Here is a 25,704-nt window from a genome sequence, read left to right on the forward strand (position 1 = left end):
TGTAGGGCGGTGAGCCTCGTGGTGATGATCGACCTTTGGGTCATGTTAATAAGGTGGCGTATACCGCTTCTCACATCCCTTGGCGCTGCGATTTCAAGCAGCATTTTCCATTGCCGGTTCCCGGTCTCTGAGAACGTCGATTTGTCTTTGAATATCCAGTTCGTAGGGATACTGCGTCAGGTCCACATGTTCTGTTTTAAACAGACAGGAGGAAGCGTTTGAGTCCCCCAATCCATGAAACACCCTCCGACGTTACAGCGCTAGACGGATGCGTAGTTGTGTCTGGACCTGGAGGGCTCGCTGTAAACCTTTCTGCAGACGCCGCCGAAGAAACTGGAAAGCGTTTTTATAAGTCTGCAACAGAGGCCCGCGATCAGCGTAGCGTTGATCCAGCGCTGCCCGAAACGCGAGAATCGTAAGTTTGCGATGCGCCGAATAATATACATAAGCAGATCGCTTATTGCCGACGATCCCCATGCGATAGATGCTATCTTAGGGTCAGGACTCATTGGTCATAGCCAGAAGATGACGGTGGCCGCGAGCGCGACGGCAGAGAAGAAGACAGTTGGGCAGCGGTCGTAACGAGTGGCGACGCGGCGCCAATCCTTCAGACGGCCGAACATGATCTCGATGCGGCTGCGGCGCCGGTAGCGGCGCTTGTCGTATCTGACCGGCTCGTTGCGCGATCTGCGGCCCGGGATGCAGGGCTGGATGCCCTTGGCTTCCAGGGCGTCCCTGAACCAATCGGCGTCATAACCACGGTCGCCAAGCAGCCACTGTGCTTTCGGCAGATCGTCGAGCAAGGCTGCCGCGCCGGTGTAGTCGCTCACCTGCCCGGCGGTCATGAAGAAGCTCAAGGGCCGCCCATCCGCATCGCTGACGGCGTGCAGTTTGGTGTTCATGCCGCCTTTCGTGCGGCCGATCAGGCGGCCGAGATCCCCTTTTTTACTCGCAGACTTGATGCCGTGCGGTGTGCCTTCAGGTAGGTCGCGTCGATCATGACCGTTTTCGGTACGGCTTCCGCTGCCGCGAGCCCCTCCATCATGCGCAGGAAGACACCCCTCTCGCCCCACCGCTTCCAGCGATTGTAGAGCGTCTTGTGCGGCCCATAGTCCTTCGGCGCATCACACCAGCGTAGCCCGTTGCGATTGACGAAAACGATGCCGCTGAGCACCCGCCGATCATCGACCCGAGGCTTGCCATGGCTCTTGGGAAAGAACGGTTGCAGACGCGCCATCTGCTCATCCGTCAGCCAGTACAGGTCGCTCATCCACGCTCTCCTCACGGAGCCTGAATCAGATCGCGCCTCTCATATCAATGGGTCCTGACCCTAAAGGGATTGGCACGGGTGGCGCCGACGTTGGGAATCATTAAACCGCAAGCGGCGATCGGTATTTCTCGTGATACTGCTGAAGTCCGTCTCTTTGAATGCGACCCGCAGACCTATCGTGGTAAGATGCCTGCTCGACTAGGCGCCAGCGCCTTGGCGGTCGCGGCGAATAGCTGGCCGCGCTATCGAGATTGGACTGTACCGACACTGACCCTTCACGGCACAGATGATACGTATACCGACCCCAAAGGAAGCGCCTTGTTCAATGCTCTGATTCAGCCTCAAGCCAAGATCTTCGTATCGGTTGAGGGCGGCCGTCACGAACTTCTGAATGACTGCGACCGTGAGACGGTACTCAACACTATCTTGTCGTGGCTCCAACATGCGCAAACCTTGTGGATCGGCGCCCAAATCGAGACCCCGCTCTGAGCGAGGCCACCGTCTATAAACCTTTGAGAAATAGGCGATGAAGGGGTCCCGATCGGGGCCGATCGGAACCCCTGCCTCGGTAAGGATTTGACGCACGATCAATAGCTTGACAATAATCTACCGGGGTCCCGCTTTGGGCGCCGATCTACACTCGTAACCCTAGTCGATCCGCGCCGATGACGGATCGAACAACGTCGATTTGAGGGTCGCTTCCCCGGTCTGGCGCACCTTGGCGAAACCGGGCTGGGGGACGCCGAGGTGGGCCGGAATCTCTTCCGCCCGTGCAGCGCTGCCGGGCAGGAAGCGCGCAAAAATCAATACCGTCTTCACGTATTCCCCCGTTCGCGTTCCCCAACGCTGACGGCTTTCCAAGCATGATGACCGCATAACCGTAAGGCAGTACTCAAGTCGTCCCGGTTTATCCGATGAATATTTGTGATAGGAAGCAATTATCCCCGCCAGGCGACGGCCTGGAGGGGACAATGGTCAGCCGACCGCCTCTATGCTGCCGGCGTCGTTCGGTCAGTTGGTCTTGACCGTAGTCTTCCGATCACCATTCGAGCTGACTGCGGTCTCGCGGACCGTTTGATGCTTAACCGTCTTGTGACCGACCTTCACACCCAGCACCTTCTTGGGACGGCGCGTCTTGCGCTTGGTGGTCTCGGTCACCTTGGTCTTGGTCGTGGCTACGCCGTTCTTCACGCTGGTATCGTGACCGACCTTGGTTTCATGCGTCGTCTGGGCGACGACGGGTGCGCCGCACAGCAGGGTAAGAGTGGCAGCGATAGCTGCGACGTTCCGGATTTTCATGACTGCGCCTTTTCATTTCCAAACCGTCCAACGGACGACCAGACATCAACCCATGTGCCGCCTTTATGGTTCAATCCACTGTTGATCGTGCTCCCGCCGACATTCCGGAAACGAAAAAGGCCGGCACAAGGCCGGCCTGAGTTTTAGGAGAGGATGCCTGAAAGGCACGGCCATGCTCTGCCGATAATCTGCCCCATGCAAGCGTTTTGTGCATCGCAGCACGGTTTTTCAGGCAGAGGTTCGTGCTATCGAGGAGGAATAGGCGACTCATCCCTACCGTGCCTCGGCACGTGCCCGCGCGCGTTTCGCCTGACCTGCCAACTCATCCCATTGGGAAAGCCGCGACCGTCTTGCTGGCCGTTCCTTTCTGGGAAGATGGAAGTTGCCTATCAGCGCGAACGAACCCCCGTCCCTCAGGCCGTCAGAACGGCGACTGCGAGTAAGGTGCAGAAGACGCCGATCGGCACCAGATGGGAAACTCGCGCTGACGCAGAATTGTTAGTGTCGCTGCGGCCATGATGATCGCGCCGAGGTATAATCTCGCGATCCGAGTGACCGGAAAGGCGATTAGGACCTCGACCGCGATCTCTCCCACGCCGGTCGAGCGGCACCACCATGCCGGAAAGGCGCGAACACCAGCTCTACCTGAGAGCCACTTGCGCAGGCAGATCGACACCTACTTTTTCGCGCAAGACGGCAAGGGAATCTCATGCTTAACGAGTATGTGATCGACTCATTCGATCACACCGCCAAATCAGTTCCATTTTGCAGTGCAGCATAACTCCCTATATCCGGAGTGAACTAATTCATCGGAGACGACGCATGGCCCTTATCGGCAGCAAGATTAAGCCGTTCACGACCCAGGCGTACAAGGAAGGCAAGTTCGTATCCGTCAGCGAGGCTGACGTACTCGGAAAGTGGGCTGTGTTTTTCTTCTACCCGGCGGACTTTACTTTCGTGTGCCCGACCGAGCTCGAAGACCTCGCCGACGTATATTCGACCCTGCAGAAGATGGGCGTCGAAGTGTTCAGCGTCTCGACCGACACGCATTTCAGCCACAAGGCATGGCACGACACGTCGCCGGCGATCGGCAAGATCAACTACTACATGCTGGGCGACCAGAACCACAGCATCAGCCTGAACTTCGACATCCTGCGTGAGGGCCAGGGCCTTGCGGATCGCGGCACGTTCGTGGTCGATCCGGACGGCGTGATCCAGCTGATCGAAGTGACCTCGGAAGGCGTCGGGCGCAACGCGACCGAACTGCTGCGCAAGATCAAGGCTGCACAGTACATTGCCGCGCATCCGGGCGAAGTGTGCCCTGCGAAGTGGGAAGAGGGTGAAGAGACGCTCGCCCCGAGCCTAGATCTCGTCGGCAAAATCTAACGACGCTGATATCCCTTTAGAGGGAATGAGTAGCGGCGGCCCGGGGCGGAGCGCATCCCCCCGGGCCGTTCGCGTTCAAGACACGGAATTATAGGAGTTTATCCCATGCTCGACGCCACTCTGACGCAGCAGCTGAGGGCCTATCTGGTCAACATCCGCCAGCCCATCGAACTGGTCGCCAGCCTGGGAGACGACACCAAGTCCCGCCAGATGGGCGAGCTGATCGACGAGATCGCCGTCCTGTCGGATCAGATCACGGTGATCACGGCCGACGACAAGCGCAAGCCGAGCTTCATGATCCGCCGCGTGGGCACCGATATCGGCGTGCGCTTCGCCGGCATGCCGATGGGCCACGAGTTTACCAGCCTCGTGCTGGCGCTGCTCCAGGTCGGTGGCCATCCTTCGAAGGCCGCGCAGGATCTGATCGCGCAGGTCCAGGCGCTCGACGGCAAATTCCATTTCGAGACCTATTTCTCGCTGTCGTGCCAGAACTGCCCCGACGTCGTCCAGGCGCTCAACCTGATGGCCGTGGTCAATCCTGGCGTGACGCACACCGCGATCGACGGTGCGCTGTTCCAGGACGAAGTCACCGAGCGCAAGGTCATGGCCGTGCCGACGATCTTTCTCAACGGCGAGCCGTTCGGCCAGGGCCGGATGGAGCTGGAGCAGATCGTCGCCAAGCTCGACACCGGCGCCACCACTCGCATCGCCGAGAAGATTTCGCAGAAGGAGGCGTTCGACGTGCTCGTCATCGGTGGCGGCCCCGCTGGCGGTGCGGCGGCGATCTACACTGCGCGCAAGGGCATCCGCACCGGCATCGCTGCCGAGCGTTTTGGCGGCCAAGTTCTCGACACGATGGCGATCGAGAACTTCATCTCGGTGCCGCACACCGAGGGGCCGAAACTTGCAGCCGAACTGGAGCGCCACGTTCGCGACTACGACGTCGACATCATGAACCTTCAGCGCGCCGAGACGCTGATACCGGCCGCGAGCGAAGGCGGCCTGCACGAGGTCGTGTTCGAAAGCGGCGCATCGCTGAAGGCCCGCACCGTCATCCTTTCGACCGGCGCGCGCTGGCGCCAGATGAACGTGCCGGGCGAGGACGCGTACAAGAACAAGGGCGTGGCCTATTGTCCGCATTGCGATGGTCCTCTGTTCAAGGGCAAGCGCGTTGCAGTCATCGGTGGTGGCAACTCTGGCGTGGAGGCGACGATCGACCTTGCCGGGATCGTCGCGCACGTCACGCTGGTCGAGTATGATACTGATCTGCGCGCGGACGCAGTGCTGCAGCGCAAGCTGGCGAGCCTGTCGAACGTCCGCATCATTACTTCGGCACTGACCACCGAGGTGCACGGCGACGGGGATCGCGTGACCGGCCTGTCGTATCGCGATCGCAATCACGAAACGATTCACCGGGTCGAACTGGAGGGAATCTTCGTGCAGATCGGTCTGGTCCCGAACACCGAGTGGCTGCGTGACGCGATTGCCCTTACCCCGCGCGGCGAGATCGAGATCGATCACCGCGGCCATACCTCTCAGCCCGGCATCTTCGCAGCTGGCGATGCCACCACGATCCCGTTCAAGCAGATCGTCATTGCAATGGGCGAAGGCTCGAAAGCCGGGCTGACGGCGTTCGATTACCTGATCCGCATGCCCGCTGACGAGACCAGAGATTGGGAAGAGGCCGCGTAGTAATCTTTCAAACGCCGCCGGGAAAATCCCGGCGGCCAACACCGAACTGAAACGTGCGAAAGCTGCCGTCTAGCTTCTGAGCCGGGAAAGGACTCGTGCAGCGACATTGCTCCGGGCGGCAAGCTTGCGCCCGTAGCGCAGCGCGGTCGACGGTGAAGACCAGCGCAGGGCTTGGGCGATGCCAACGCCATCCTCGCCGACCGCAAACAGGTCCTGCGTCAGCCCTACCCGCAGCGAGTGGCTTGATAGCGCCCTTGCAGCCTCCTCAACCTGCGCGATCGGCATCTCTACCAGCCCCTGATCGAACGCGCTGAGCGCCACGCGCCGATAGATCCCGTTGACGCCCTGCCGGCTCAGCGACGTGGTCCCCACGGTGTAGACAGTGCGTGCCGGTTCGGCCTTCTTGCCCTTGAGCTTCTCCTGCCAGTGTCGCGTGTGCCCGGGGATCGCTTCGTACGCCATCGGCAGAACCGCGGCGCGCAGACGGCGCCGATCGACCCCGACACGGCGGAAGACCGGCCCCTCGGTAATCGCACTCGCTACCAGCCAGGCGCCGACCCGGCGCATCGTGTCGGCGGACAGCCAGCCCCAGGCCCCCTGCCCTTCCTGATCGGTCTTGGACGACGGAATGAACAGGAGCGCCGAACCATCGCTGTGCGGATCGATGTGCGCGACGGTGACCGCGACGAGCTCGCTGACGCGCAATCCAGCGTCATAGCCAAGCGATAGCAGCGCGCCATCGCGCAGCCCCTGCAGGTCGCCGCCACAGGCGCCTAGCAGCGCCGTCAGCGTGAACCCCTTGGTATGGGGATCTAACGATGCCCCGAAGCGCAACGGGGCCGCCTGGCGCTGAGCAGCGCCACGACGCCGGCGCAGACCCTTGAGTGCCGCCCGGACCATGACGTGGCTCGTCGGCGCATGCCCCCTCTCCTGCATCCCTGACAGGCCGTGTGCGGTGGCAAGACTGGCAACCCGCCGCGCGACCGTGGCGGGCTTGGCGCCCCGCGCTTCGAGCATGGCGATGTAGCGGACAAGGTTTTCGGGCTCGGCCGGCAGCGGGGCGACACGGATGTCCTCACACCAGCGCAGATAGCAGGCCAGGTCCGACGCCAGTGCCGCCTTGCTCGCTGCTGCCATAGCGCCAAGCTGCGCGGCGAAGCCGACCTCGCTGACAGGGACACCTTCAGCCGGCAGCGCAAGACCCAGCAACCGGGTGACGCGGACATCGATCGGTTCGACGAGGCCATGTCGCGCTCGGATCGGAAGCCCCTCCCCGTCGGTGCGATGGACGACGATTTCGGTCATGAGGGCCGCGCCCGCTGGTCCGATTTTCCCTGCATTCCGGCCTCGTAGCACATTGCTGTAGTTACCATAATGTCCGATTATGGTAAGTGCATATAGTTGGCAGATAGCGCGGCCTAGTTATTGCGTGATTACTAGCATATGCTTGGCGCGATGACGTCCGCTGATCAAACTTCGCTCGGCTACGCGCTCGGTCGATTGGCGGGTGCTATCCGCTTTGCCTCCCCAGAAATGCGCAAGGTTGCGAGCCTCGCGACCGTGGCCGACGCGTGGCGCGCGTATCGACGTGATGCCGGCATTGGCGACGTCGGCCCCGCCCATCAGCCCTCTACAGACGCCCTGTCGGTCCTCCTGACCGGCGACCCCCGCCGCGACGCCGTCGTGCTCTGGCTTGCTGCACACGGGGAACCAGCAATTGCCGACGCTGCGACGGTGGTCGTTCGCATGGTCAACGCGACGCGCGGTTTCGAGACGGATGCTCTGGCATTGCTCAACGCCGCCCAGGACGCGGTGGCGCAGGCGGCTGCCGGTGGCCCCCTCACCGGCGCCTGCGGAGTGGCGTACGTTGGTCCGGATCATCCGCTCCACGGGCTGGCGCGCGCTGCGGCTGCGGTCGACCTTTTGATCCACGCGCCCGATTTCGCCGAAGGCGCTGGCCATGAGGCGCTTCTCCCCCTGCCCTCCCGATCGATGCGGCATTACGTCGCGGCGGATCCGGCGGGGTGTTGGGCGCTAAACCTTGCGCTTGTTGCTCGCGGCGCTGCTTCGTTCTTTACGGGGATTGTCCCGCGAACGGCATTCCGTCTCGATCTCGACGACGCCGAGCGAGCCGCGACGCTGATTGACCATAGCAATCATACGGCACTTGCGTCGTTCAAAGAATTGGAACGCATCGAGACCATGCTCGAGCGCGGTCGTGGTGCTCTCGCTGACCTATCTCGCAACGCACGGGCCGCGGAAGCGTGGGCGCTTGTCGTAGCGTTCGGTCCGATCAGGCGGACGCAGATAGCGCGCGCAGTTGGCCTCTCGCGCGCCGGGGCTGATATCCAAGCACGTGCGCTTGCTACTACGGGACTTGTTGAGCTCGTGCCGGGAGGCTTGGTAATCCCTGCCCTCCCTGGCTTGCCTTCGTTGCCAAAGGCTCCCCTCGACGTTGGGCCGCTCCGTGCAGCAGCGGCAAATCTCGACCTTGCTATGGCGGAGATCGATCAACTCCTGTCGCGATCTAAGGGCTAGTTAAGTGAGCCCAGATTAAACATTTCCACCAGGGCCTGCGCTTGGTACCATGCAGTAGCGCCCGGTACCCTCTCGGGTAGACCTACTCGTAACGTTGCCCACCCTAACAGACAGCTCCGTTACAATGACAGTCGTAAGTCTTGCGTTCGCAATGGGTTAACGCATCACGCGCTTACAGTTTTTCCAGTAAAAACACATCAGCGGCCGTGGTACCCGATGGTACCACCGGGTTGCGTACCAACGGCAGGCCCTGCCTAGCAATGTCATTCGATGGCTTGGCCACCCTCCTAATTGAAGGTCATGCCCTTGCATGACGACTATACAGCACGGAAGCGATTGGTAGAGCTTTCGCGCAATGACTATGGTTGCGGTTGAGTGCGGAGCGGTATAATGAGTTGGCAACACAGGGCAGGGTATGGCAGGGCAGGGCAGGGCAGGGCCAGTAATTGGTGCTCAACGCATGAGTTTGGCACGGATCATTTACGACATCGCGATCATGCGAAGGCCTTCGGACTTCGTAAAAAAATCTGTCACCTGATTTTTGGGGTATGAAATGCCAGTAATTAGCTTCGCGAGTCCGAAAGGAGGGGTCGGCAAAAGCACCTCGGCTCTTTTGCTTGCCACGGGGCTGACAGCCGCAGGAGCTTCAGTCACCGTTATCGATGGCGACCCAAACCGTACGGTTGAAGGCTGGGCGACGAGCGCTGCCGAACCGGGTTTTCGATGGGCGCGTTTGCCGTCGGACGACGACATCATTGACGCAATCGAGGCCGCATCCGAGGCAACCCAGTTTGTCATTGTTGATCTGGAAGGCACCGCCAATTTGGCGATGGCTCGTGCTATTTCCCGAACAGATCTTGTCGTGATACCTCTCCAAGCGTCACCAGTGGATGCGAGGCAGGCCAGTCGTGCGATAAAAATGGTTATGGCTCAAGCCAAAGAGTTGCGCAGAGAAATCCCGTTCCGAATGCTTTTCACTCGCGTGAACCCGGCGATAGCTACACGTGACGAGAAAGAGATTCGAAGCCAGTTTATCGAAGCGAATATTCCGGCACTTAAGACGGCATTGAATGAGCGTGCAGCCTTCCGTGCAATGTTCACCCACTACCGGTCCCTTTGGGACTTAGAGGACGACTCGGTAAATGGTCTTACAAAGGCAAAAGCAAACGCGACCGAGTTTGTGCGTGAGGTAACCCAGACTATCAGAGATCTTCGAACGGCAGGGCAGGGGGGGGTAGTATGACCAAGATCGATCTCGGACTAGGTGACTTGAGCGATATTGTACCCGCTTCACCGATGCCTGCTAAGCCAAGAGTTGAAGCTCGTGGAGAACGAGCAGTGGTTGATGCGGTGGGCCGCGATCATGGGTTTACGAAGCCATCACAGCCGCCACCGAAATTAGGACGTAGAAAGAACCCTCACGCTGGCGAGCCGATGCATCAAGTCAGTATAAAAGGGCCCGCAAGCGTCATGAGCAGATTCATAGATCTGTGTGACCGAGAGGGCGCGCCTTACTGGCAAGTAATCGAGAGTTTAATGGACAAGGCGAACGTATAAATATCCTCAGACCTCGCACTACTCGAAGGTTAAGGAGGGTAGGGGCGTCTTTTTCCGCCATATCGTTCCAGGTCAGCACCAGTAGACTTAGTGGTATTACGCGCCGCATGTAATTGCGGTCATCAATACCCACTACCCCCCTCCTTTGCTTCCTGCGTTAGCCGGCCGACGGCGCGGCGATGGAGCACTCCGAGCTGCTGCGCAAAATCGACGATCACGTAGGAGAATTGGTCCGCGACGTCCTGCTCGGCATCGCATGTCGGCGCGATCGAGGCGGCTGCGAGGACAAGGTGCGCAGCGGCGATCGGATGCGCTTCCATCAGGTAGAATGACTGGGTTCGGAAATTATCCGCCAAGTCCGTGTCTGACGTCTCGCCCGGTAAAATCGCCTCGGTCGAAAGCGTTTCTTGCTTAACGTGCTCCATGGTTATGCGCTTTGTCTTGCGTGGTTTGGTGCCGTGAGTGGCTCTCTTGGAGCGTCCCCCGTCTGTTCCTGAAATGTCGAGAGAACGGCTTCACGGATGAAGGGAGCTTGAGCCGCATCGCTCAGCCAGTTACGGTAGCGCGGGTTCCACCGGGCCAGGCCCTCGCAAGCCAGCTTCAAACGAACGCCTTCTGCTTCATCCTTCCCCGAGAGGAACGCGACGCGGCCGTCAGGCAGTACGCGCTCGTAAATACCGGGCACGATCTCGATCTTGTCCGACGCTTTGCCCCCAGGCACCATAGTGATCGGCGCAGTATCGTTCGTTACCGCGGTTGCTTCATGCTCGGTCGAGGCGACGACCGGCGATGCCTCCGTTGCACTAGCCATGGCCTCGCTGGCGGCCGGGAAGGCGACGGCAGGCTCTGGCTTGTCGCCGGCCGCGTCTTCCGCTTCGTCGACATCCACAGCAGGCTTGGCCTTTGACGATCGTGAGCCGATCATGTCGTCTAGGCTGCGGAAATCAGGTTGGTGTTCGCCTGCGAGCTGCCCGCTGATCGCCAACAGCGTCTTGGCTGACACGCCTGTTGAGAACAGCCGGCCGATAGGGGTTATTCCGCCGAATTCCGTCCATGCTGCAATGAAGTTGTCTGCCTTGTAGATCGGCACGTCGGCGCCGACCTTCGAGCGGTCGATCGAGCAGTCCGGAGGGATGATGACGAACGCGCCGATCGTCTCGAACGCAACGTCATGCCGACGCGCTTTCAGCCAGGCCCTTAAAACCTCCCTTTGGCGTCGCGCCTGTTCGAGTGGATTGGGAATGTCGATCGGCCGTCGCCGTCCCTCATACCAGACGTGCCATTCATTATGCTCGTTCTTGGAGATCCGACCACGATAGTTCTTCACTTCGACAACGGCCGCGCTGCGCGACTGACGTGACAGAATGACATGATCGAACTGGGCGAACCCGCCGATACCGTCGGGAAGCCGTAGATCGTGCAAGAGCGCGTGGTTGAGCGCGTATTGGAAGTGACGATCGAGGATATGCGCGGTCGATCGCTCACCGTTGAGCCCGCGCTGGCGGTTTATCGTCTGCTTGCGTGCCCGCTCTGGAAGGCGGTCGAAGTCTGGGTTTGCCATAAATGCGGCAATCGCCGCGCATTCGTCGGCTTTGGTCGACGGTTTTACGATCATGTACTAATTCCCCCTCTAGAACTTTGATCTTCAGCAACGGCCTTCGGTCCGGGCCTGCCAAGGCACCGACGGCGGTGACACGTCTCGCAACGACGTGCCGGAGGCTCTCGCGGAATGGATTTCCACGATTTGAACCTCCCGCCCGGCGTTCACCTCCAGGCGTGCGACGCAGTCGATGGCAGCCTGGACGGAGCGACAGGCACCATCGTTGACCCCGGCTCCCGCCGTTAGAAACAGCACCGATCGAGGGCTTGTGGTCAGCCAGCGGCGAATGGACGTTGTCGTAGACGACGTCCCAGCCGCAAACCGTCCGGCATCTTCCTGCAGGCGTGCCAATGCCATCCAGCCTGCCCGCGTGTCGGTTGCGATGTCGATATCCAGGCGCATCGCGTTGGCCATAGATTCATACCCGAAAGCACGAACTCTCTCCGAAACGTCCCGCAGCCTGGCACCGGGTTTCGCCGCTACTTCCGAAAGCATCTCGGCAAGCACGCAACTGACAGCGTTGTAGATTCCCGGCGCTACTGCGTCTGATCGGAGGATCGCCTCGCCTGCGCACGCGATTTCATGCTGTGTTAGGTGATCGGCAAAGAAGTCCCAGTTGCCGACGGCCGGGTCGAGCAGGAAATCCGTATCCTGGGCGGCGTGAAGACGTGCAAGTTGGCTACCTTCGTCGACGACCATCAAACGTCCGCAACCCCTCCGCGCTTGCGTCAAAAGGAGGTCGAGGATGTCGGATGGAATGGTCTCGTTTGTGCCGCACAGGATCACCGTCGTGGGCGAGTTATTCATCATCACATATCCAGGCTGAGGTTTTTTTCAGGAAGGCCGCGGATCTGTTCGCCAGACTTGAGCATCGCGGGCAGGGCGCTCAGGTCGTCAATGTCGAGTGGAGGCATGCCGAGCTCGTCGTCCGTGCGATCTGCCTGAACATCGCGCCGATCGGCGTCCTGGCCGTCCTTGATCGACGACATCTCCCCATCGAGGTTTTTGATGTCGGAATAGTCAGTGGTCGACGCGCACATTGGAGGCAGGTCGGTTATGTCGAGGCTGGCGGGATCGATCAGGATTTTCTCGCTGCTCGCCCCGTCGAGGCTCTCCATCGCTTTGGTGAGTGCATCGTCGGCCGCTTTGGTCTGTACGGCAGCACCATCGATATTGAGGCGGCCGAGGCTTTCCAGCGATGAGGTTTTGTCGCCAGGGTTTTTATCCAGCTGCATCTCGAGCTTCTGCTGGTTGTCGACGACCATGGTCAGGTCGAGGCGAATGCGGGTGACGCCTACGTTGAAGAGCCGCTGGTTCGACAGATTGCGTTCGAAGCTCTGCATCACCGTGATGGCTTTGTTGACGGTGATACCCTGCGCCATGTGCATGTTGAGCGCGTAGGCGAGGTCCATCCGTTGCATCATCGGGTCGTTCTTCTCGAGCGTGACCTGGTCCTTGTTCGCCAGTTCGACCGTGACCTTGCCGTTCTCAATGCCGGCGATCGTGGCCAGCGAGGCATTGTAGATGCCGCGCTCCTTGTCGTTATCAGTCCACCGAATCCGGTCGCCCTCGTGGATCTGGATCGTCTCGATCGTCGCGAGCGACATACGATCCTTGTCGATCATCGGATCGATCTTCTGAGGGCTGAACTTGATCGACTTACCGTTTTTGACGATCTCGACCTTGCCGTTGGCAAAGGTTCGCCGCACCTCGGCTACACCGCGTTCGAGTTTAAGCTCCGGCACCGAGCCCTTGATCTCCAACCGCTGCCCTTTCTCGTAGGTCTTGGCGTAGCGCAAGTCCTCACGCTCGATGTTCACGTTCTGGATGACCGCAATGGATAGCCCGTCACCTTTGAGCGTGCCCTCGTCCTTCAGGCCTTTCTGCACCGCCTGATTGATCGCTGCACGGGTCTCGCGGCCCGACGCGAAAATGGCCGTGTTGGCACGTTCATCCGGTGACAGGGCCAGCCACAGGTCGGAGGCGTGCGCCGATGGATCCTCATGCTCGACGACTTTGTCGCCAAGCACCTTCATGGCCTGCCCCGCCTTGCCGGTGTTGGCCAGCGCCGCGACCGTGCGCAGCTGGTCAGTCTGCTGGCGAAGGTTGTCATCCATGCGAGCCATGCCGATTTTGTCGGCTTGCATCATGACAAAGGCCTTGCCCGCATCGATCGGGAGGAGCTGCTGGCGATCGCCGATCAGTGCGACTTTCTCGATGCCGAGCGATTCTGCGATCGTCAGCATCTTGAGCATGTCACGGTTCGACACCATCGACGTCTCGTCGACGACGATGACTGTATTCTTCAGCTCGTCACGACGCGCCTGAGCCTCCGGCGTGTTCGGGTTGGCGACGTGCTTTTCGTTATACCAGATAAAGTGAGCGATCGTCTCGGCTTTGACCCCAGAATCCTGCATCTGATCGACGGACATCTCGCGAGTGGGAATAGCGTCCGGCCGCGCCATGCCTTCCTTCATGTCCGCGACCATCTTGTTCTGGAATGCCAGGCCCATCACCGATTTGCCCTCGGACTCAACGACGCGGGCAACCGCCTGCAGCATGGTCGACTTACCGGCGCCGGCGATGCCCTGGACCGCTACGATGCGATCCGAGGTCGAGACGATCAGCGTAGCGGCTGCGAGCTGTCCTTCGTTCAGGGGGTGAGGGGAGGCGGCCTGCAGCCGGTCTGGCGCTTCCGAGGGTGCCACGATCGGGGCGCCTGCGTCTTTACCCCCCTGCACCCGCGCAAGGATGCTCTCTTCAGTCCGAAGCGCTTCTGGTGTCGTGACTGCATCGATCTTCTGACCTTGGTGGGTAATCTCTCCGGATAGGAGTTTGCCCCTCTCGGTGAGCTGCTCGACCCTCGCCTCGACATGGTCGATGGTGACCCCTTTGAGACCGAAGTCGAGGGCCTTCTTGGCGACCTTGTCTTTATCGAACGCCGCTTCGCGTTGACTGAGACTGCGGATCGCGGAGGCGACAGCAAGCTGCGCATTAGCCTGGCCGGTGGACTGCGCGAGGCGAACGAAACCGCGGTCGACCAGTGGGTCCGGTGACCGTAGCAATCCCGATACGGTCTCCATTGCGACTTTCACTGCGTCTGCAATCACAGTGTAGCCGCGTCCGATCGGGCCAGCGTTCTCTCGTTGCTCCGCCTTGGCGGCGTTCTCTAACGCTCCCTCGAGCAGTTTCTTGCCGTCAAAGCCTTGCTCCGCTGCTTTCGCCATCCAGTCGAGAACGAGCCCGTCGCGGTCTTCGACATTCAGCTTTGGATCGCGCGTGTTGACGGTTACGCCATCACGACCCTTTGGCGAGACGATGCCTAGCTCGGCCGCCTTTTCCATGATCTGTTCGCGTCGCTGGCTGAAGACTTCCAGAACCGCTTTTGGGACGCCGACAATCTCGAACGTGCCATGCTTACCGTCCATCCGGGTCTGATAGCCAAGCTTCTCCAGCTCGTTGCGGAGGAAGCTATGATAGATCGAGCCGATGACGGTGTTGCTGGCCCATAGCTTTTGGGCGTCCAAGGCCTGCCATTTGCCGTCAGGCATCTGCGTCATGTTGGCAACGATCGCGTGGATATGCGCTTGAGGATCGAGCGCCCGGCTCGTGTCGTGCTGAAACAAGGCATAGACCAGGTTCCCGGTCTTTACCGTTTCGGTCTTGCCGTCCTTGGTGATCCGACCGGCCGCGATATTCTTCTCAACCCAGGCCATGGTCTGCTGAACCGCTTTGGTCTGGGCGCCATCGGGGCCGAGGATCCGCTTATCCCCAGCGATATAGGCCATGACCGACACGGACTTCGGTGCGGAAAAGGTCAGGTCGAAACCGGGACGCCGACCGTCCCTGACCTCGACCTTCTCACCAGATGGCAGCTCTCCGCTCAGCGCCTTTGCAAATGCCTCCTGCGAAACGGTGCCGGTAAGGCCAGCTGCGGCAGCCCCTTCACCACCCCACATGCTGACGTCACCGGCCTTCTCGTCGGTGTAATATTCGCCGCTGACGAAGTCGTCCTTGGTGAAATATTTTGCGGCGCCGGATGCCGATTTGACGGATGCGATCGAGTGCATCGTTACATCCCGTATCCGTCATCAGGGAAGGCATCGCGCGCCTCCCGGATCGACAGGTCCTCCGGCCGTTCTGCGGTCAGCGTAGGATCGTCTTTCTGGCGCTGCTGGTCTTCACTGTGCGCCTGGACGGACTTACCCTCCAGAGACCGTTCCCGGTCCTTGCGATCGTCATCACCGGAACGCTCACGCATGTCTTGGAGGAGCACCGGCGGTTCGGTTCTGGCGGTGGCTTCGACGGTTGTGGCGTCGCGCGAATTGTCGATCTCGTTCTCGGTCGGCTGTGACAGAATGTTGGTGGCGAAGGTGTTGGCCACGTTTGCCGGCTCAACCTCTTCTTCTGTCAAACCGGGCACATCGCCACGTCCAACATCGTCGTCGCCACTCTGCGGCTTGCCACCACCTCCGCGAACAACCTTTCCAGGCTCGTCCGGCTTAGCCGGTTTCCGCTCGATGAAGCCCTCGGCGACGGTCGGGTAATGTTCCCATTCCAGGCGGATGCGTGCAGCAGGGAAGCCATCGGGAAATTTCACAAAGCCGTGCAGGCTCGGAAGGTTCATGATGTCGTCGGGGATGACCAGCGGTTCGATCTGTTTACGGGGGGTCAGGGTCGAGGCGTCGCGGGTGTTGTTGTACCCATAGCTATACCCCTCGTCCATCTGCCGGATCTCGCGGTTGCCAATGTAGCGGGCACCCTGTTCAGCGGTGTCGAGGTCGGCTGCGGCGAGGATCAATTTGGTGCGTGCGAGCGACGACAGGTTGCGGGCATTTTCCTCGCCGTAGACCTGCGTGAGTTTGTCGAACGAGTGCAACCCGAGCACCATCGCACCACCGAAGTTACGGGCGGTCTGGAGGCCGTCTTCGATAGCCGGAAGGCGGTGGAGTGCGCCCAGTTCGTCGAACACGAACCAGGTGCGCAGGTTGCGGGTTTTCTTCATCGTCATCAGCGCGTGGATGGCGAGGTTCGACCAGAGCGTCAGCAGTGCCCGGTTCATCTCCAAGTCTGTGTAGTTGGAGGTGATGAAGAGGATCGAGCCGGGCTTTTTCTCGGCCGTCATCCAGTCCTTGATCGAGTATTGCGGACCTTCGTCGGGCAGGAAGCGCAGGACCTGCGCGTTGGTGTTGAATACCGCCCGGATCGACTCAGCCATCTTGGCGGCCTCAGGCGCCGTGATGGGGTCGGCGATGGTGTTGGCAAGATGCTTGTGAACTAGCTTGAGGTCAGCGGTCATCAGGTTCTCGGCGAGCGCCTGGTTGGACGTCAGTCCCTTCTCGATGAGCTTCATGCACATCTCGATGAAAAGGGTACGTGCAGCGAGTGCCCAGAACGGATCGGCCGCCCCGCCATCGGAGGGGATCAGGGCTCCAGCGGCTGCGGTAAACTCGCTATAGGTTCGGCAGTCATTGAAGATCGTCCAGGCCGGGCACCGTGCGTCGGCCGGGTTGAGAATGGTGTCACGTGTCGGGTCGTAGAACGCTTCGACATAGGCCCCGGTCAGGTCGAACACGACGGCGGTATCTTCGCGTTCGCGCATCTCACGAAGGAGCTTACGGAACACGGTCGTTTTACCCGAACCGGTGGTGCCGAGCGTCATGAAATGTGACTGTTCGAGACGGTGTGGAAACGGGATGCCCGCAACGGTGTAGGGGTGGTGGATCCCGCCCATCTTGCGGGCCTTGAACTTCAGCTTCAGGACCTGTTCCGGCGTCTTGTCCGGGAAGAGTTTTGCGGCCTCCTTCACGAACTCGATTCTGTTGTGTTGGGCGATCTCGGAATAGAGCAGATCGCGCTCGACCAGCATGGCGCCGCGCTCATGGCGTTCCTGGATCATCGCCTTGCCGCGACGGGCCGAGAAATCGACGTACCAGATCGACAGCGGGATGGTGATGCACGAGGCAATCGCGACCGAGCCCATGAACCCCTTCACGGCCTTGTGCCATGCAAGGATGACCTCTGGCACGTAAGGCACGTAGCCCATGTAGGTGTGGCGCACGCTGTTGTCGGGCAGACGCAGGTTGATGCGCTTCATTTCGTCGAACGAGATCCAGTCCCACAGCCCGGACAGGATACGCATCGAGATGAGCTGGATGTTGTTATCGTCGAGGGTAAGCGACAGGATCGTGGAGTAGGCGATGACGAAGATGCCAAGCCACATGTAGAGCGGCATTTTGGCACCCTGTAGCCACATCAGGACCTGGGTATTGAGAAGCTGGCTGCCACGGGTGAAGTTGCCCGAATTGCGCGGTGCTTCACCGCGCGCGCTATGGTGCTTCTGGGGGATCGGACGCCGGTCGTTACGGATGTCCTGGCGGGGCGCTTTGGGGTCATCACGCGCCATGATGAAGCTTCATGCGACGGTCGGCTTCGAGGACGAGCGTCTCGCGCAATTCCGGGTGGTTTTCCCGGATGATCGCATCGAGCGCGACCTGCATATATTCGGTCACGCGCAAGTGGCGTCGCTCGCTGCCTTCAAGCAGCTTTCGACCATCGAGATGTTGTTCGATCGCCCGACGAATTAGGTCCGACGGCGAGCACTCCAGTTTGGCGGCTTCTGCCTCTATACGGGCACGCAGATCACCGGCTACCCGAAGGGTATAAGGGCGTGAGGTACTCAAGTAACTAGCCTCCTAGCAGAGAGGCTGATGGGTCCTTAGGAGGACGTTCCTTATAACTCTGCAACGCGGCTACAACAAGCTCGATATCGTGGTTTGAGCATAAGCCGTATTACGGTGCCTTACGCGGGAAACGGCAGAAATCTGCGCTTTTTGAGGCGTATTACGTTGTAAGACAAACTGTAAGACGTTGTATACACTATCATGGCCTCCCTAAGGGTCTGATATTCAACGGGAAAGGCAAGCGCAGCTTGCAAGGGTGTGCTCTACTGTAGTCCCGATTCCCGTGTCGATTTGATCACCCCGGTCCTTCGTATCGATATGATGGCATCTCGGTTTTCCGCGGGGCAAAGGCCCGCCTTCGCGGCGGAATGACGGTCGAACTGGTTGCTCTGGCATGGTGTCTTGGGATCGTTCTGCGATGATCGTCATCGGGTTTCCCTTGGTGTTAGAAGTTGGTCGCTGGTTGGCGCTTTTCCCTCGCTTAATCGATGGCTATACCGGTCCCGTTCAGAGCCCGATCAGCCTGACCAAAAGGCAAGTATTATGGCGAAGTCACTGGACGCTGAAATGGCCGCGATCGAGGCCGAGGAACGCAAGCTGGCAGATCGCCGAAAGGCGCATCTGAGGAAGCTTCGGGATACGGCTATTGGGACGGTCGAGAAGGTAGGGTTGCTCAAGCTCCCGCTGGATCGACTGGAGCGGTTGATGGAGGCGGTGAAGACGCTGGGCGTGGACGAGGTCGAGAAGCGGCTCACGGCGAAAGCCTGAGACGGTTCGAGACCGAGGCCCACGCTAATGGCCGCACGGGTTTGCTACCTCGTGCGGCCATTCTTTTTCGACAGAGGAGAGGCGCAGCCTGCTTAGTAGCATCAGGCAAAAAAAGGGACGCGCCAGCCGGTAGGCTGGGCGTCCCTTGCGCTCGGTTTTAGATAGATGCGGACCGATTATATCCACGCCAGCAGGTACTCCCCTTCGATCGGTTTGAGTGCCGCCATCGCCGCCAGCGTTTCAATGCTCTCGGCCATGTCCGGATCGGAATCGAGCCGACGCCTGATGCGGGGATCCGTCAGCCTCCGGCGAAGCTCCGTCATCGGCACCATGCCGGCGACCATGCGGTCGATCCCAAGGCCGTCTAACAGCGCCAGCGCTTGGGGGTTTGCGAGAGCTATTTCCGGGGCCGCATCCGGGTTCAGAGACAGGCGCATCGTGATATCACTAGTGGGTTCAGTCTGCGCCACCCGGACGCGTCGACCGAGGAACTGAGCCTCGTCCAAAATCGCGATGACGGAGGGGTCGTGATCGAAGCATTTTGAGACGACCGCGAGCGACAGATGGCAGACGCGGGCGTCGAACTCAAACCACGGATCGCCGGTGACGCCGTAGACCGGGACCAACATGGCAAAACCCAACCGGAGCGATTGTTCGGCAAGCAGATCGCGTAGCGATGCGAGCTGGTCGGGAGTGATGATTGCCGCCATTGGCGCGAGGATTGCGCGACCGTCTTCGACGCGGAACGTAATGGTCATAGCGACCTCCATCGTTGAAACCGCAAATCCCTCCATCCCTCCTCTCTGGAGAGGTTTCGCGACGCCTGTGATCGAGCATCACGGTCGACGCCGCGACGCGTAGTCAGCGCACGGCCGAAAGGCCGCTGCGCGCAGGCGAGCGAGGCGTGCAGGGTATGACTGTCAGACGTTGGAAAACCGCGTCAGCAGCGCTGGGGCGGGCTCGATGCCCGCACCGGCGCTTCCCCGGCCGATGCGTAGCCAGGGGAGGCCCGACGGGGCCGTACCGAAGCGAGCGAGCCGGTGCCGCGCGCCCGTCGAAATCAGCAACGGAAAAGGGCCAACCGATTGCCCGGATAGCCCTTATCATTTGGAGAATGAAGGAAGGGCCGGAGCCCCTCCCGGACGTTATTTGATGAACTGTGCCCAAGCGGTCAGACCGCCTCCGAGTGCGATCGCGAACGTCATTACCGACCCCGTGATGATGACGTACCATTTGAGACCGTCGATCGACGTCTGCATGCCCTTCAGTCCGGCGTCTAAGCGCGCCTCGATCCCGGTCTGCATGGCTGTTATCTTGCCTTCCAGCGCCCCGATCTTGCCTTCGAGCGCGTCGATTTTGTGTCCCATCGGCTGCATTGCACGACTTACGGCCATGTCGATCTGCTCCTCGACGACGACGACTGCCTTTGCAGCTGCCTCATCGTCGATATTAGCCGATTTTAGTGCTCTGAACAACGCGACTTGCATTTCGTCCTCCTTCTTCTTCAAGACGCATTCCGGATTAGGGCGGCGCGGCGAGGGTCAAGGGATCGCTCTTGCGACCGCTTTAGCGGCGGTAGGGGCAACGATTTTTCGCAGAAAAATGGTGGGACCCTGCCGTCCCTTGAGGCTTGTCGCGCCGCCCGGGATGATAGGACGACTTGAGATAGATTTTTCCCCGCGGCAGCAGCGCCAGGGCGGGCTCGATGCCCGCACTGGCGCTTCCCCGACCGATGCGAGCGAGCCGGGTGCCGCGCCAGCCTCAAACCGTACTATCGGGCAGCTCGTTCGCGATGCTTCTAAAGCTGCGGCAGCGCATTACCGGAGGGGGGAAGGCGACCGGCTGCGCGGCGTCCAGGTGCGGCCCGACGGGGCCGTGCCAAGGATGTCGCGCGGCCGGTCGCCTGGCATGGGGGGAACCGTAGGGTTCCCCCCACAGCAACGCTGACAAAAAGGGCCAGCGCCGGGATTTCGCCCGCCGCTGGCCTAGTTATTCCTGCCAAGGAAAGAGGGGGGGCGGCGCGCTCTCGGCTGCGCCGCCCGGATAGGGTTAGCCGATTGCCTGCCGCTTAGTTGCGGTCGGTGCCGGTGCCTGTCCGTCGATGCGGAAGGCGTGGGTCGGAACGCGGGCGTCTTTCAAGGTCTGCAACAGGTTCGATTGCAGGCCGGAACCTTGGCAAACGATCGCTTCGACGGGGGCGAGTTTTACAAGCTGCTCGTTGCGAACGAACCCGGCGCGGTTGCCATAGCGGCCCGTCTGCGGGGTGAAGGCAACCACGGTGACGCCACGGCTTGCGGCCCATGATGCGGCGATCATATCGCAGCCTTTGCGCTGCGCGGTGGTGCAAAGCGTCATGTGCGGGATACGGGCTTTGATCTGGTCGAGGCGGTCCCAAAGCTGTTTGAAGTCGTGCCACTCCTGACCGCCCGAAAAGACTACAAGCGGGCCGGTGGGGTTGCGCTTTTCGCGGTGGTCCTGCGCGCGGGCCTTCAAGAAATCGAGGGCGGCAATCTGGCTTGCGGTGCCTCCGCTGGAAACCTTCGATCCGCGCGCGGGGGACCAAGGGTGGCCGGACTGCGCCCGGTAGCAGTCGGCGGCATAGTCGCGCATGCATTCGATAGCGGCGCGCTGTTCGGTCTTGGTCTGCGCGCGGAGTTGCAATTCCTCCATTTCGACCGCGTAAATCTCGGACGGATCATAACGGCGCGTCATCTCGCCAAGGTCGCGGCAAAGCGTGTCTTCCTCGCGTTCCAGCTTCTGCGCTTCGTAGTGAAACGAATTGACGAACCCCCATGCAATCGCCTGTGCGCTCGCCTCTAGGCGGGTATCGCGGAACAGGTCGAAAAGCGTTGCCATGATCGCCGCGCAATCGTGCTGCGCCTCGATCGGCTCGGGCATGTCGAGTTCGGCGCGGTCTGCGCCAAGCTCGACAATGGAAAGCGCGCCAACGTCGCCGAACGCTTCCTGAAAATTGGTCGTTGCCGCTGCGTCGGCGATGCTCTCGGCAATCTCCGCCGTGCGGGGGTCGGTCACGTCGTCGGACGCGCTGCCGGTCGCGGGCTTGGCGTTGGTGCCGTTCATGGCTTCGCCCAAGTCGGCAAAGCTGGTAAGGCGCGGGGAGGTCGTTTTCTTGGTCATGGTTCGTAGCCTTTGGCAGGGATTGCGGTTTAGGGTCGGGGGAGGGTTGCACCCCTCTCCCCGCCCGTTTGGGTGGTCTTAGAACGCGGGGATTTCGTCGTTTAGCGGCTCGGAAAGCTGGCCGTTGTCGGTGGCGTTGCCGGTGCCGAAACCGTCATCCGATGCCTTGCGGCGGTTCTGGCGCGTGCCGTCCAGATTTTCGCGGCGCGTGGTCGGGCGGTTCCAGACGACGCGGAAACCCTCTTCGTTATTGCCGAAAAGCATGATCTGGAGGGGTTCGCTGATGCTGGGGTCGTCCAGCTTGCCCTGATAGAAAACTTCGCCGCTGCTGTTGCTGGTCATTTCCCAAAGCGCGCCGATCTGCACCCAACGCTTCGCAACGTTCAAAACCATGATTTCGAAAGCGGGGGCCTTGTCGTTCGTGCTCTCGACGGGACGGAGGCCAAGGCGCGCGAGGTCGATGGTTGCCGTTGCGACCGAACCGAGAAGCTGACCGCCGACCGACTTGAAAGAACCGATGTTCATAGTATTTACTCCACGTTGTGGGGGCCTATCCCCCTGTTTGCCGGTGCTTGGGGCCTTTCCCCTCCGGCATCTTCTTTTTACCCCCTCCACTCTATTTGACCAACCTGATTGATTACTTGACGCCCGATCATCGTACACGGTGAGTCCGAGCATAAAAAAGCCCCCGACTTGGGGGCGTAAATAACAAATCAAAGACGCATTGATCGCTGTAGCGAGCAATTCTGTTTCTACCGTGCTGATGGGCAAGGCCCGGCCTTTGTTATCATCGCACCCGGAGCCGTCCTCGCAGGGGCTCAAGAGGCAGGCACGGCTGGCGGGGTCAACACGAATGACGGAGGCTCCGCCGCTTTAGCGGTGGAAACCGTAGGGCCTTTAGGCCCGGTATTCTTGTTGAGGCGTCTTCAAATCAAACAAAAGCATTGTCCGCTCCAGCGGACAATTCTCCTTTGACGCCGACCCCGTCGGACGGGTCTGCCACGCCGAGACACTGAGAGACGGCGAAGGGTGTGATGAGAACACAGGCCCACAAAGCACACATCATGCGCCCAGCGCATGATTCCACAGCCGAAGGCTGCCTGCGGTGGTCATGGTCCTAGATATGACGTCAGTGGGGATCGACACGCCCGCCCCACGCCATCCGCGAACCTGGCGCACGAGCCCTGTCAGCGTGCCCCGGGAGCCCGACAAGTGATTGTACCCGAAGGGCGGAGACCCGCTCTTCGCGGGGCTCCGGGAGGCTCTTGCCGACTATTGAGCGGTCCCGCCCTCTTGGGCGGGATGTCCCAACCCTTCCTATTTTTCCTTCAACTCTTCGAAGATTTCAGTCGGCTGTACCCCGCCCATAAGCCATATCCGAGACGGCCCCATCGACAAGAAAGCATCACATTTCCGTAGGGGAAAAGCTTGGCTTGAGCCCATCAATCAAGTCTTTAGAGTGGCCTATCGAAGAGGGCGAACGTCACAGCGACGCTGGCCGAAAACACGAAAGCAGATGCCTCGCGATGTATGATCGTCCGGCAGGGGAGGGGTACAAAAATGAATCCGGAAGCGATGCTCGGCACATTGGAAGGGCATCATCGCGACATCATGGCTGGCCTTCGCGAGATCAGACGGCATTGCGGCGCAGAAAACCCGAACAGTCGTGAGCTTGCGTTCGCCCGTGAACAGTTGACGGCGTCCAGCCTGTCGCGATCCAGGTATGTCAGCGAGGTGATCGTTCCAACTTTACTAAAAGATGCCGACGATGGCTTGAGGACGGAGCTGTCCGAGTTACTGTTTGCGACCGCGACCAAGCGGATGTTTTCGCGCGCGCATATTGCCGAGTGGACGACGACGTCGATCGAGGCGGACTGGTCAGGTTATTGCGCCGCGGCGCGGGATATTTGGCCGATGATGGAAGAGCAGATCGCGCGTGAGACGAGGGTGTTGGCCGCCCGGCTAAAGCATCGATAGCGACATCAAGCCGGGTTTGATTCTTTCAGACCAAGGCGGTGCCGAAGGTACCGTCAGGCGCACTGGGTGGCGTTCGGCAGACAAAAAAAGGGCCGGCGTGGGGCCGACCCTGATAGGTTTTAGGAGAGGATGATCGTCTCCGGCTGTCACTGAGGATAGGCCCACGGATCCAAAAGCGTAACCTCGGTGCCTGCGAAGTCGACGACATTTCGGGTGACGATCGTCAGGTCGTGTACGAGGCCCGTCGCTGCGATCCAGGCGTCGCGTTCGCTTTTGGTGTCCGGAACGTGCAGCCGCGCGCAGCGCAGCGCGATCGTTGTGTCGACGGGGAGTATGCGCCCGGCAAAGGCGGGCATGACCTTGTCGTGTAGCCAGAGCCGCAACACGCCGGCTTGCCGCGTATCGCGCCGTTCGAGCAAGGCGATGCCAAGCTCGATCTCCATGATCGTGATAACCGAAAGGAACATGTCCGCCTGATCTACGCTACCGGCCCATGCTTCGACGGCTGCACTGATCTTTCCGCTGCGCCGCTTGCGCAGCTCTGACAGGGCGTTGGTGTCGAGCAAGTACATCAGTCGAATACCGCTGGACGCGGGAACGATGCTGCCCTGCTGAAGTCGACCTCGATGTCTCCAACCTCGTCCATGTCGAGGGCGTCGAGGATGTTGCCGGGAGGCGCTTTCAGCCGCTCGTATTCGGCAAAGGGCATGACCGCCATGATTGGTCGGCCGCGTTCGGTGATGATGACCGCGCCATCAACCGCGGCCCGCTTGATGCGACCTGGTTCGCGATTGAAGTCGCGACTGGAAAAAGTTTGCATGGCGGCTTGACCTTCTTTGTCGTGACGTACAGACATTGCCGCAGGCAGCGGAATTGTCAATGTTCGTCACGCGATCGGGTCTTGCTCGATCGCATGACGATCCCGCCAAATCCGAGGCCTCACCCGAAGGAGGATATGATGAAAGTACAGGATATGATGAGGGGGTACGACTATGACCTCCCGCTATATGACGTGCTGAACAACAGCAGCACCAACGAGAACGGCGACCCCGAAATATCGACCGATCGGCGGGTGCTGGCAGGCGCCACGATCGGGATCGGCCTCGACGTCGCCTATTTCGCGATCACAGAGATGCAGGAAGCGTTCACCGCACTGGCGAGTGAAACGAGCAACGGCATGCGCCGTGGCGAGGGGCACAAGGATCTCGAAGAGATCCTGCGCGACAAGAGCCCGTTCCAGATGCGGCTTTGGTACCTGCTGTACGACACGCCTATCGAGCAGGCGATTACAGAACTCGCTTGGTTGCAGAGCCTGACGTACCGTCGTGGTCGGATGTGCATGGTGATGCGCGAGCAGAAGCTCCCGGTGATTTACGCCACGAACGCCCAGCTGTGCGAGAGCCTGACGGCCGCGCAGATCATGACCAACGTGACGGCCGAGGGCTGACAATAGTCGCCAGGTCAGGCGACCAGGGCGAGAAGACTCTTCGGGTGATGTGGCCGGCACCGGGAGACACGGAAAGGCTGAATGGGATTGTCGGTGCGGACCACAAACTGGTCGACGCCGGTGCTCTCACGAAGCTGAATAGCCACGGCGTAGGCGTTCTCGAGTGAACTCAGTGAACCGCGTCGGGCTGAAAGTGCAATGACGGTCATGGAGATGTCCCTTCGGGGTGAAGTCCTTCGGGTGAAGTGCCGTATGGCGGGTGGAACGGCCGAAAGGCACGTTCATGGAAAATTGACGACGATCCGTATATCGAGGGTGGTGGACCGGATTCGACGCAGATGCGTTAAGC

The 25,704-nt window shown here is 60.4% G+C and carries 24 protein-coding genes; 8 read left to right on the forward strand and 16 right to left on the reverse strand.

The genetic code is table 11. From position 1 onward, the window contains the following. Positions 1–512: 512 nt before the first annotated feature. Positions 513–1,270 (reverse strand): IS5 family transposase gene (locus tag J4O76_RS20990; RefSeq protein WP_107963731.1). Its coding sequence is split into 2 segments (ribosomal slippage): positions 513–937 and positions 937–1,270, totalling 759 coding nucleotides; the frame shifts between segments, so codons are not numbered across the junction. Between the two features lie 54 nt (positions 1,271–1,324). Between J4O76_RS20990 and J4O76_RS20995 the strand changes: the two genes are divergently transcribed. Next, on the forward strand, positions 1,325–1,759 hold the full coding sequence (locus J4O76_RS20995; protein WP_426284189.1) for a serine aminopeptidase domain-containing protein: 435 nt from the start codon (positions 1,325–1,327) through the stop codon (positions 1,757–1,759). Between the two features lie 159 nt (positions 1,760–1,918). Here the strand turns inward: J4O76_RS20995 and J4O76_RS21000 are convergent, their stop codons facing one another. Continuing rightward, positions 1,919–2,089: a hypothetical protein gene (locus J4O76_RS21000; RefSeq protein ID WP_426284013.1), complete on the reverse strand. Its 171-nt coding sequence runs from the start codon at positions 2,087–2,089 to the stop codon at positions 1,919–1,921. 192 nt (positions 2,090–2,281) lie between these two features. After that, complete coding sequence (locus tag J4O76_RS21005; protein WP_426284014.1) at positions 2,282–2,569, reverse strand: hypothetical protein; 288 nt, start codon at positions 2,567–2,569, stop codon at positions 2,282–2,284. 822 nt (positions 2,570–3,391) lie between these two features. Here J4O76_RS21005 and ahpC point away from each other — a divergent pair. Both ahpC and ahpF read left to right on the forward strand, forming a co-directional pair. Next, complete coding sequence (gene ahpC, locus J4O76_RS21010; protein WP_426284015.1) at positions 3,392–3,955, forward strand: alkyl hydroperoxide reductase subunit C; 564 nt, start codon at positions 3,392–3,394, stop codon at positions 3,953–3,955. A 105-nt stretch (positions 3,956–4,060) separates the two neighbouring features. After that, positions 4,061–5,647, forward strand: a complete 1,587-nt coding sequence (gene ahpF, locus J4O76_RS21015) for an alkyl hydroperoxide reductase subunit F (RefSeq protein WP_426284016.1) — start codon at positions 4,061–4,063, stop codon at positions 5,645–5,647. A 69-nt stretch (positions 5,648–5,716) separates the two neighbouring features. Here the strand turns inward: ahpF and J4O76_RS21020 are convergent, their stop codons facing one another. Then, positions 5,717–6,952 carry an integrase gene (locus J4O76_RS21020; RefSeq protein WP_426284017.1) on the reverse strand — a complete coding sequence of 412 codons (1,236 nt, stop codon included), beginning with the start codon at positions 6,950–6,952 and terminating at the stop codon, positions 5,717–5,719. A gap of 150 nt (positions 6,953–7,102) precedes the next feature. Between J4O76_RS21020 and J4O76_RS21025 the strand changes: the two genes are divergently transcribed. Both J4O76_RS21025 and J4O76_RS21030 read left to right on the forward strand, forming a co-directional pair. Then, a complete protein-coding gene (locus J4O76_RS21025) occupies positions 7,103–8,185 on the forward strand; it encodes a hypothetical protein (protein ID WP_426284018.1) in 1,083 nt (360 codons plus the stop codon). A gap of 553 nt (positions 8,186–8,738) precedes the next feature. Beyond that, positions 8,739–9,428: a division plane positioning ATPase MipZ gene (locus J4O76_RS21030; protein ID WP_426284019.1), complete on the forward strand. Its 690-nt coding sequence runs from the start codon at positions 8,739–8,741 to the stop codon at positions 9,426–9,428. A 436-nt stretch (positions 9,429–9,864) separates the two neighbouring features. On the opposite strand, the gene J4O76_RS21035 is transcribed toward J4O76_RS21030, so the two are convergent. From J4O76_RS21035 to J4O76_RS21055, 5 genes are read right to left on the reverse strand one after another with little or no spacing between them, the layout of a single operon-like run. Beyond that, the gene (locus tag J4O76_RS21035) at positions 9,865–10,167 is read right to left on the reverse strand and encodes a hypothetical protein (protein ID WP_426284020.1); all 303 of its coding nucleotides are present in this window, start codon (positions 10,165–10,167) and stop codon (positions 9,865–9,867) included. A 2-nt stretch (positions 10,168–10,169) separates the two neighbouring features. After that, complete coding sequence (locus tag J4O76_RS21040; RefSeq protein ID WP_426284021.1) at positions 10,170–11,357, reverse strand: nuclease-related domain-containing protein; 1,188 nt, start codon at positions 11,355–11,357, stop codon at positions 10,170–10,172. Positions 11,358–11,387: 30 nt separating this feature from the next. Continuing rightward, positions 11,388–12,152, reverse strand: a complete 765-nt coding sequence (locus tag J4O76_RS21045; RefSeq protein ID WP_426284022.1) for a hypothetical protein — start codon at positions 12,150–12,152, stop codon at positions 11,388–11,390. Beyond that, complete coding sequence (gene mobF / locus J4O76_RS21050) at positions 12,152–15,412, reverse strand: MobF family relaxase (protein ID WP_426284023.1); 3,261 nt, start codon at positions 15,410–15,412, stop codon at positions 12,152–12,154. The genes J4O76_RS21045 and mobF overlap by 1 nt, the downstream gene beginning before the upstream one ends. 2 nt (positions 15,413–15,414) lie before the next feature. After that, on the reverse strand, positions 15,415–17,748 hold the full coding sequence (locus J4O76_RS21055) for a type IV secretion system DNA-binding domain-containing protein (protein ID WP_426284024.1): 2,334 nt from the start codon (positions 17,746–17,748) through the stop codon (positions 15,415–15,417). 820 nt (positions 17,749–18,568) lie between these two features. Between J4O76_RS21055 and J4O76_RS21060 the strand changes: the two genes are divergently transcribed. Beyond that, positions 18,569–18,793, forward strand: a complete 225-nt coding sequence (locus J4O76_RS21060) for a hypothetical protein (RefSeq protein ID WP_093400787.1) — start codon at positions 18,569–18,571, stop codon at positions 18,791–18,793. 176 nt (positions 18,794–18,969) lie between these two features. Here the strand turns inward: J4O76_RS21060 and J4O76_RS21065 are convergent, their stop codons facing one another. The 4 genes from J4O76_RS21065 to J4O76_RS21080 all read right to left on the reverse strand — a co-directional run bounded on the left by J4O76_RS21065 (position 18,970) and on the right by J4O76_RS21080 (position 22,456). Continuing rightward, positions 18,970–19,551: a hypothetical protein gene (locus J4O76_RS21065; protein ID WP_426284025.1), complete on the reverse strand. Its 582-nt coding sequence runs from the start codon at positions 19,549–19,551 to the stop codon at positions 18,970–18,972. A gap of 387 nt (positions 19,552–19,938) precedes the next feature. Continuing rightward, on the reverse strand, positions 19,939–20,280 hold the full coding sequence (locus J4O76_RS21070; RefSeq protein WP_332796265.1) for a hypothetical protein: 342 nt from the start codon (positions 20,278–20,280) through the stop codon (positions 19,939–19,941). Between the two features lie 562 nt (positions 20,281–20,842). Then, positions 20,843–21,931 carry a DUF2493 domain-containing protein gene (locus J4O76_RS21075; protein WP_426284026.1) on the reverse strand — a complete coding sequence of 363 codons (1,089 nt, stop codon included), beginning with the start codon at positions 21,929–21,931 and terminating at the stop codon, positions 20,843–20,845. Between the two features lie 78 nt (positions 21,932–22,009). Further along, on the reverse strand, positions 22,010–22,456 hold the full coding sequence (locus J4O76_RS21080) for a DUF736 domain-containing protein (protein ID WP_426284027.1): 447 nt from the start codon (positions 22,454–22,456) through the stop codon (positions 22,010–22,012). 1,035 nt (positions 22,457–23,491) lie between these two features. Between J4O76_RS21080 and J4O76_RS21085 the strand changes: the two genes are divergently transcribed. Then, entirely contained in the window at positions 23,492–23,908 is a 417-nt protein-coding gene (locus J4O76_RS21085) for a hypothetical protein (protein ID WP_426284028.1), read from the forward strand. Positions 23,909–24,054: 146 nt separating this feature from the next. On the opposite strand, the gene J4O76_RS21090 is transcribed toward J4O76_RS21085, so the two are convergent. Both J4O76_RS21090 and J4O76_RS21095 read right to left on the reverse strand, forming a co-directional pair. Then, positions 24,055–24,480 carry a type II toxin-antitoxin system VapC family toxin gene (locus J4O76_RS21090; protein WP_426284029.1) on the reverse strand — a complete coding sequence of 142 codons (426 nt, stop codon included), beginning with the start codon at positions 24,478–24,480 and terminating at the stop codon, positions 24,055–24,057. Further along, the gene (locus tag J4O76_RS21095; protein ID WP_200874032.1) at positions 24,480–24,788 is read right to left on the reverse strand and encodes a type II toxin-antitoxin system Phd/YefM family antitoxin; all 309 of its coding nucleotides are present in this window, start codon (positions 24,786–24,788) and stop codon (positions 24,480–24,482) included. The genes J4O76_RS21090 and J4O76_RS21095 overlap by 1 nt, the downstream gene beginning before the upstream one ends. 75 nt (positions 24,789–24,863) lie before the next feature. On the opposite strand from J4O76_RS21095, the gene J4O76_RS21100 reads away from it, so the two are divergent. Next, entirely contained in the window at positions 24,864–25,355 is a 492-nt protein-coding gene (locus J4O76_RS21100; RefSeq protein ID WP_426284030.1) for a hypothetical protein, read from the forward strand. 14 nt (positions 25,356–25,369) lie between these two features. Here J4O76_RS21100 and J4O76_RS21105 read toward each other — a convergent pair whose 3' ends face one another. Next, positions 25,370–25,564, reverse strand: coding sequence for a hypothetical protein (locus tag J4O76_RS21105; RefSeq protein WP_426284031.1), 195 nt, complete (start codon positions 25,562–25,564; stop codon positions 25,370–25,372). Positions 25,565–25,704 lie beyond the last annotated feature (140 nt).

The organism is Sphingomonas sp. NFX23 (assembly GCF_049887795.1).
In the GTDB taxonomy this organism is placed as follows: Bacteria; Pseudomonadota; Alphaproteobacteria; order Sphingomonadales; family Sphingomonadaceae; genus Sphingomonas.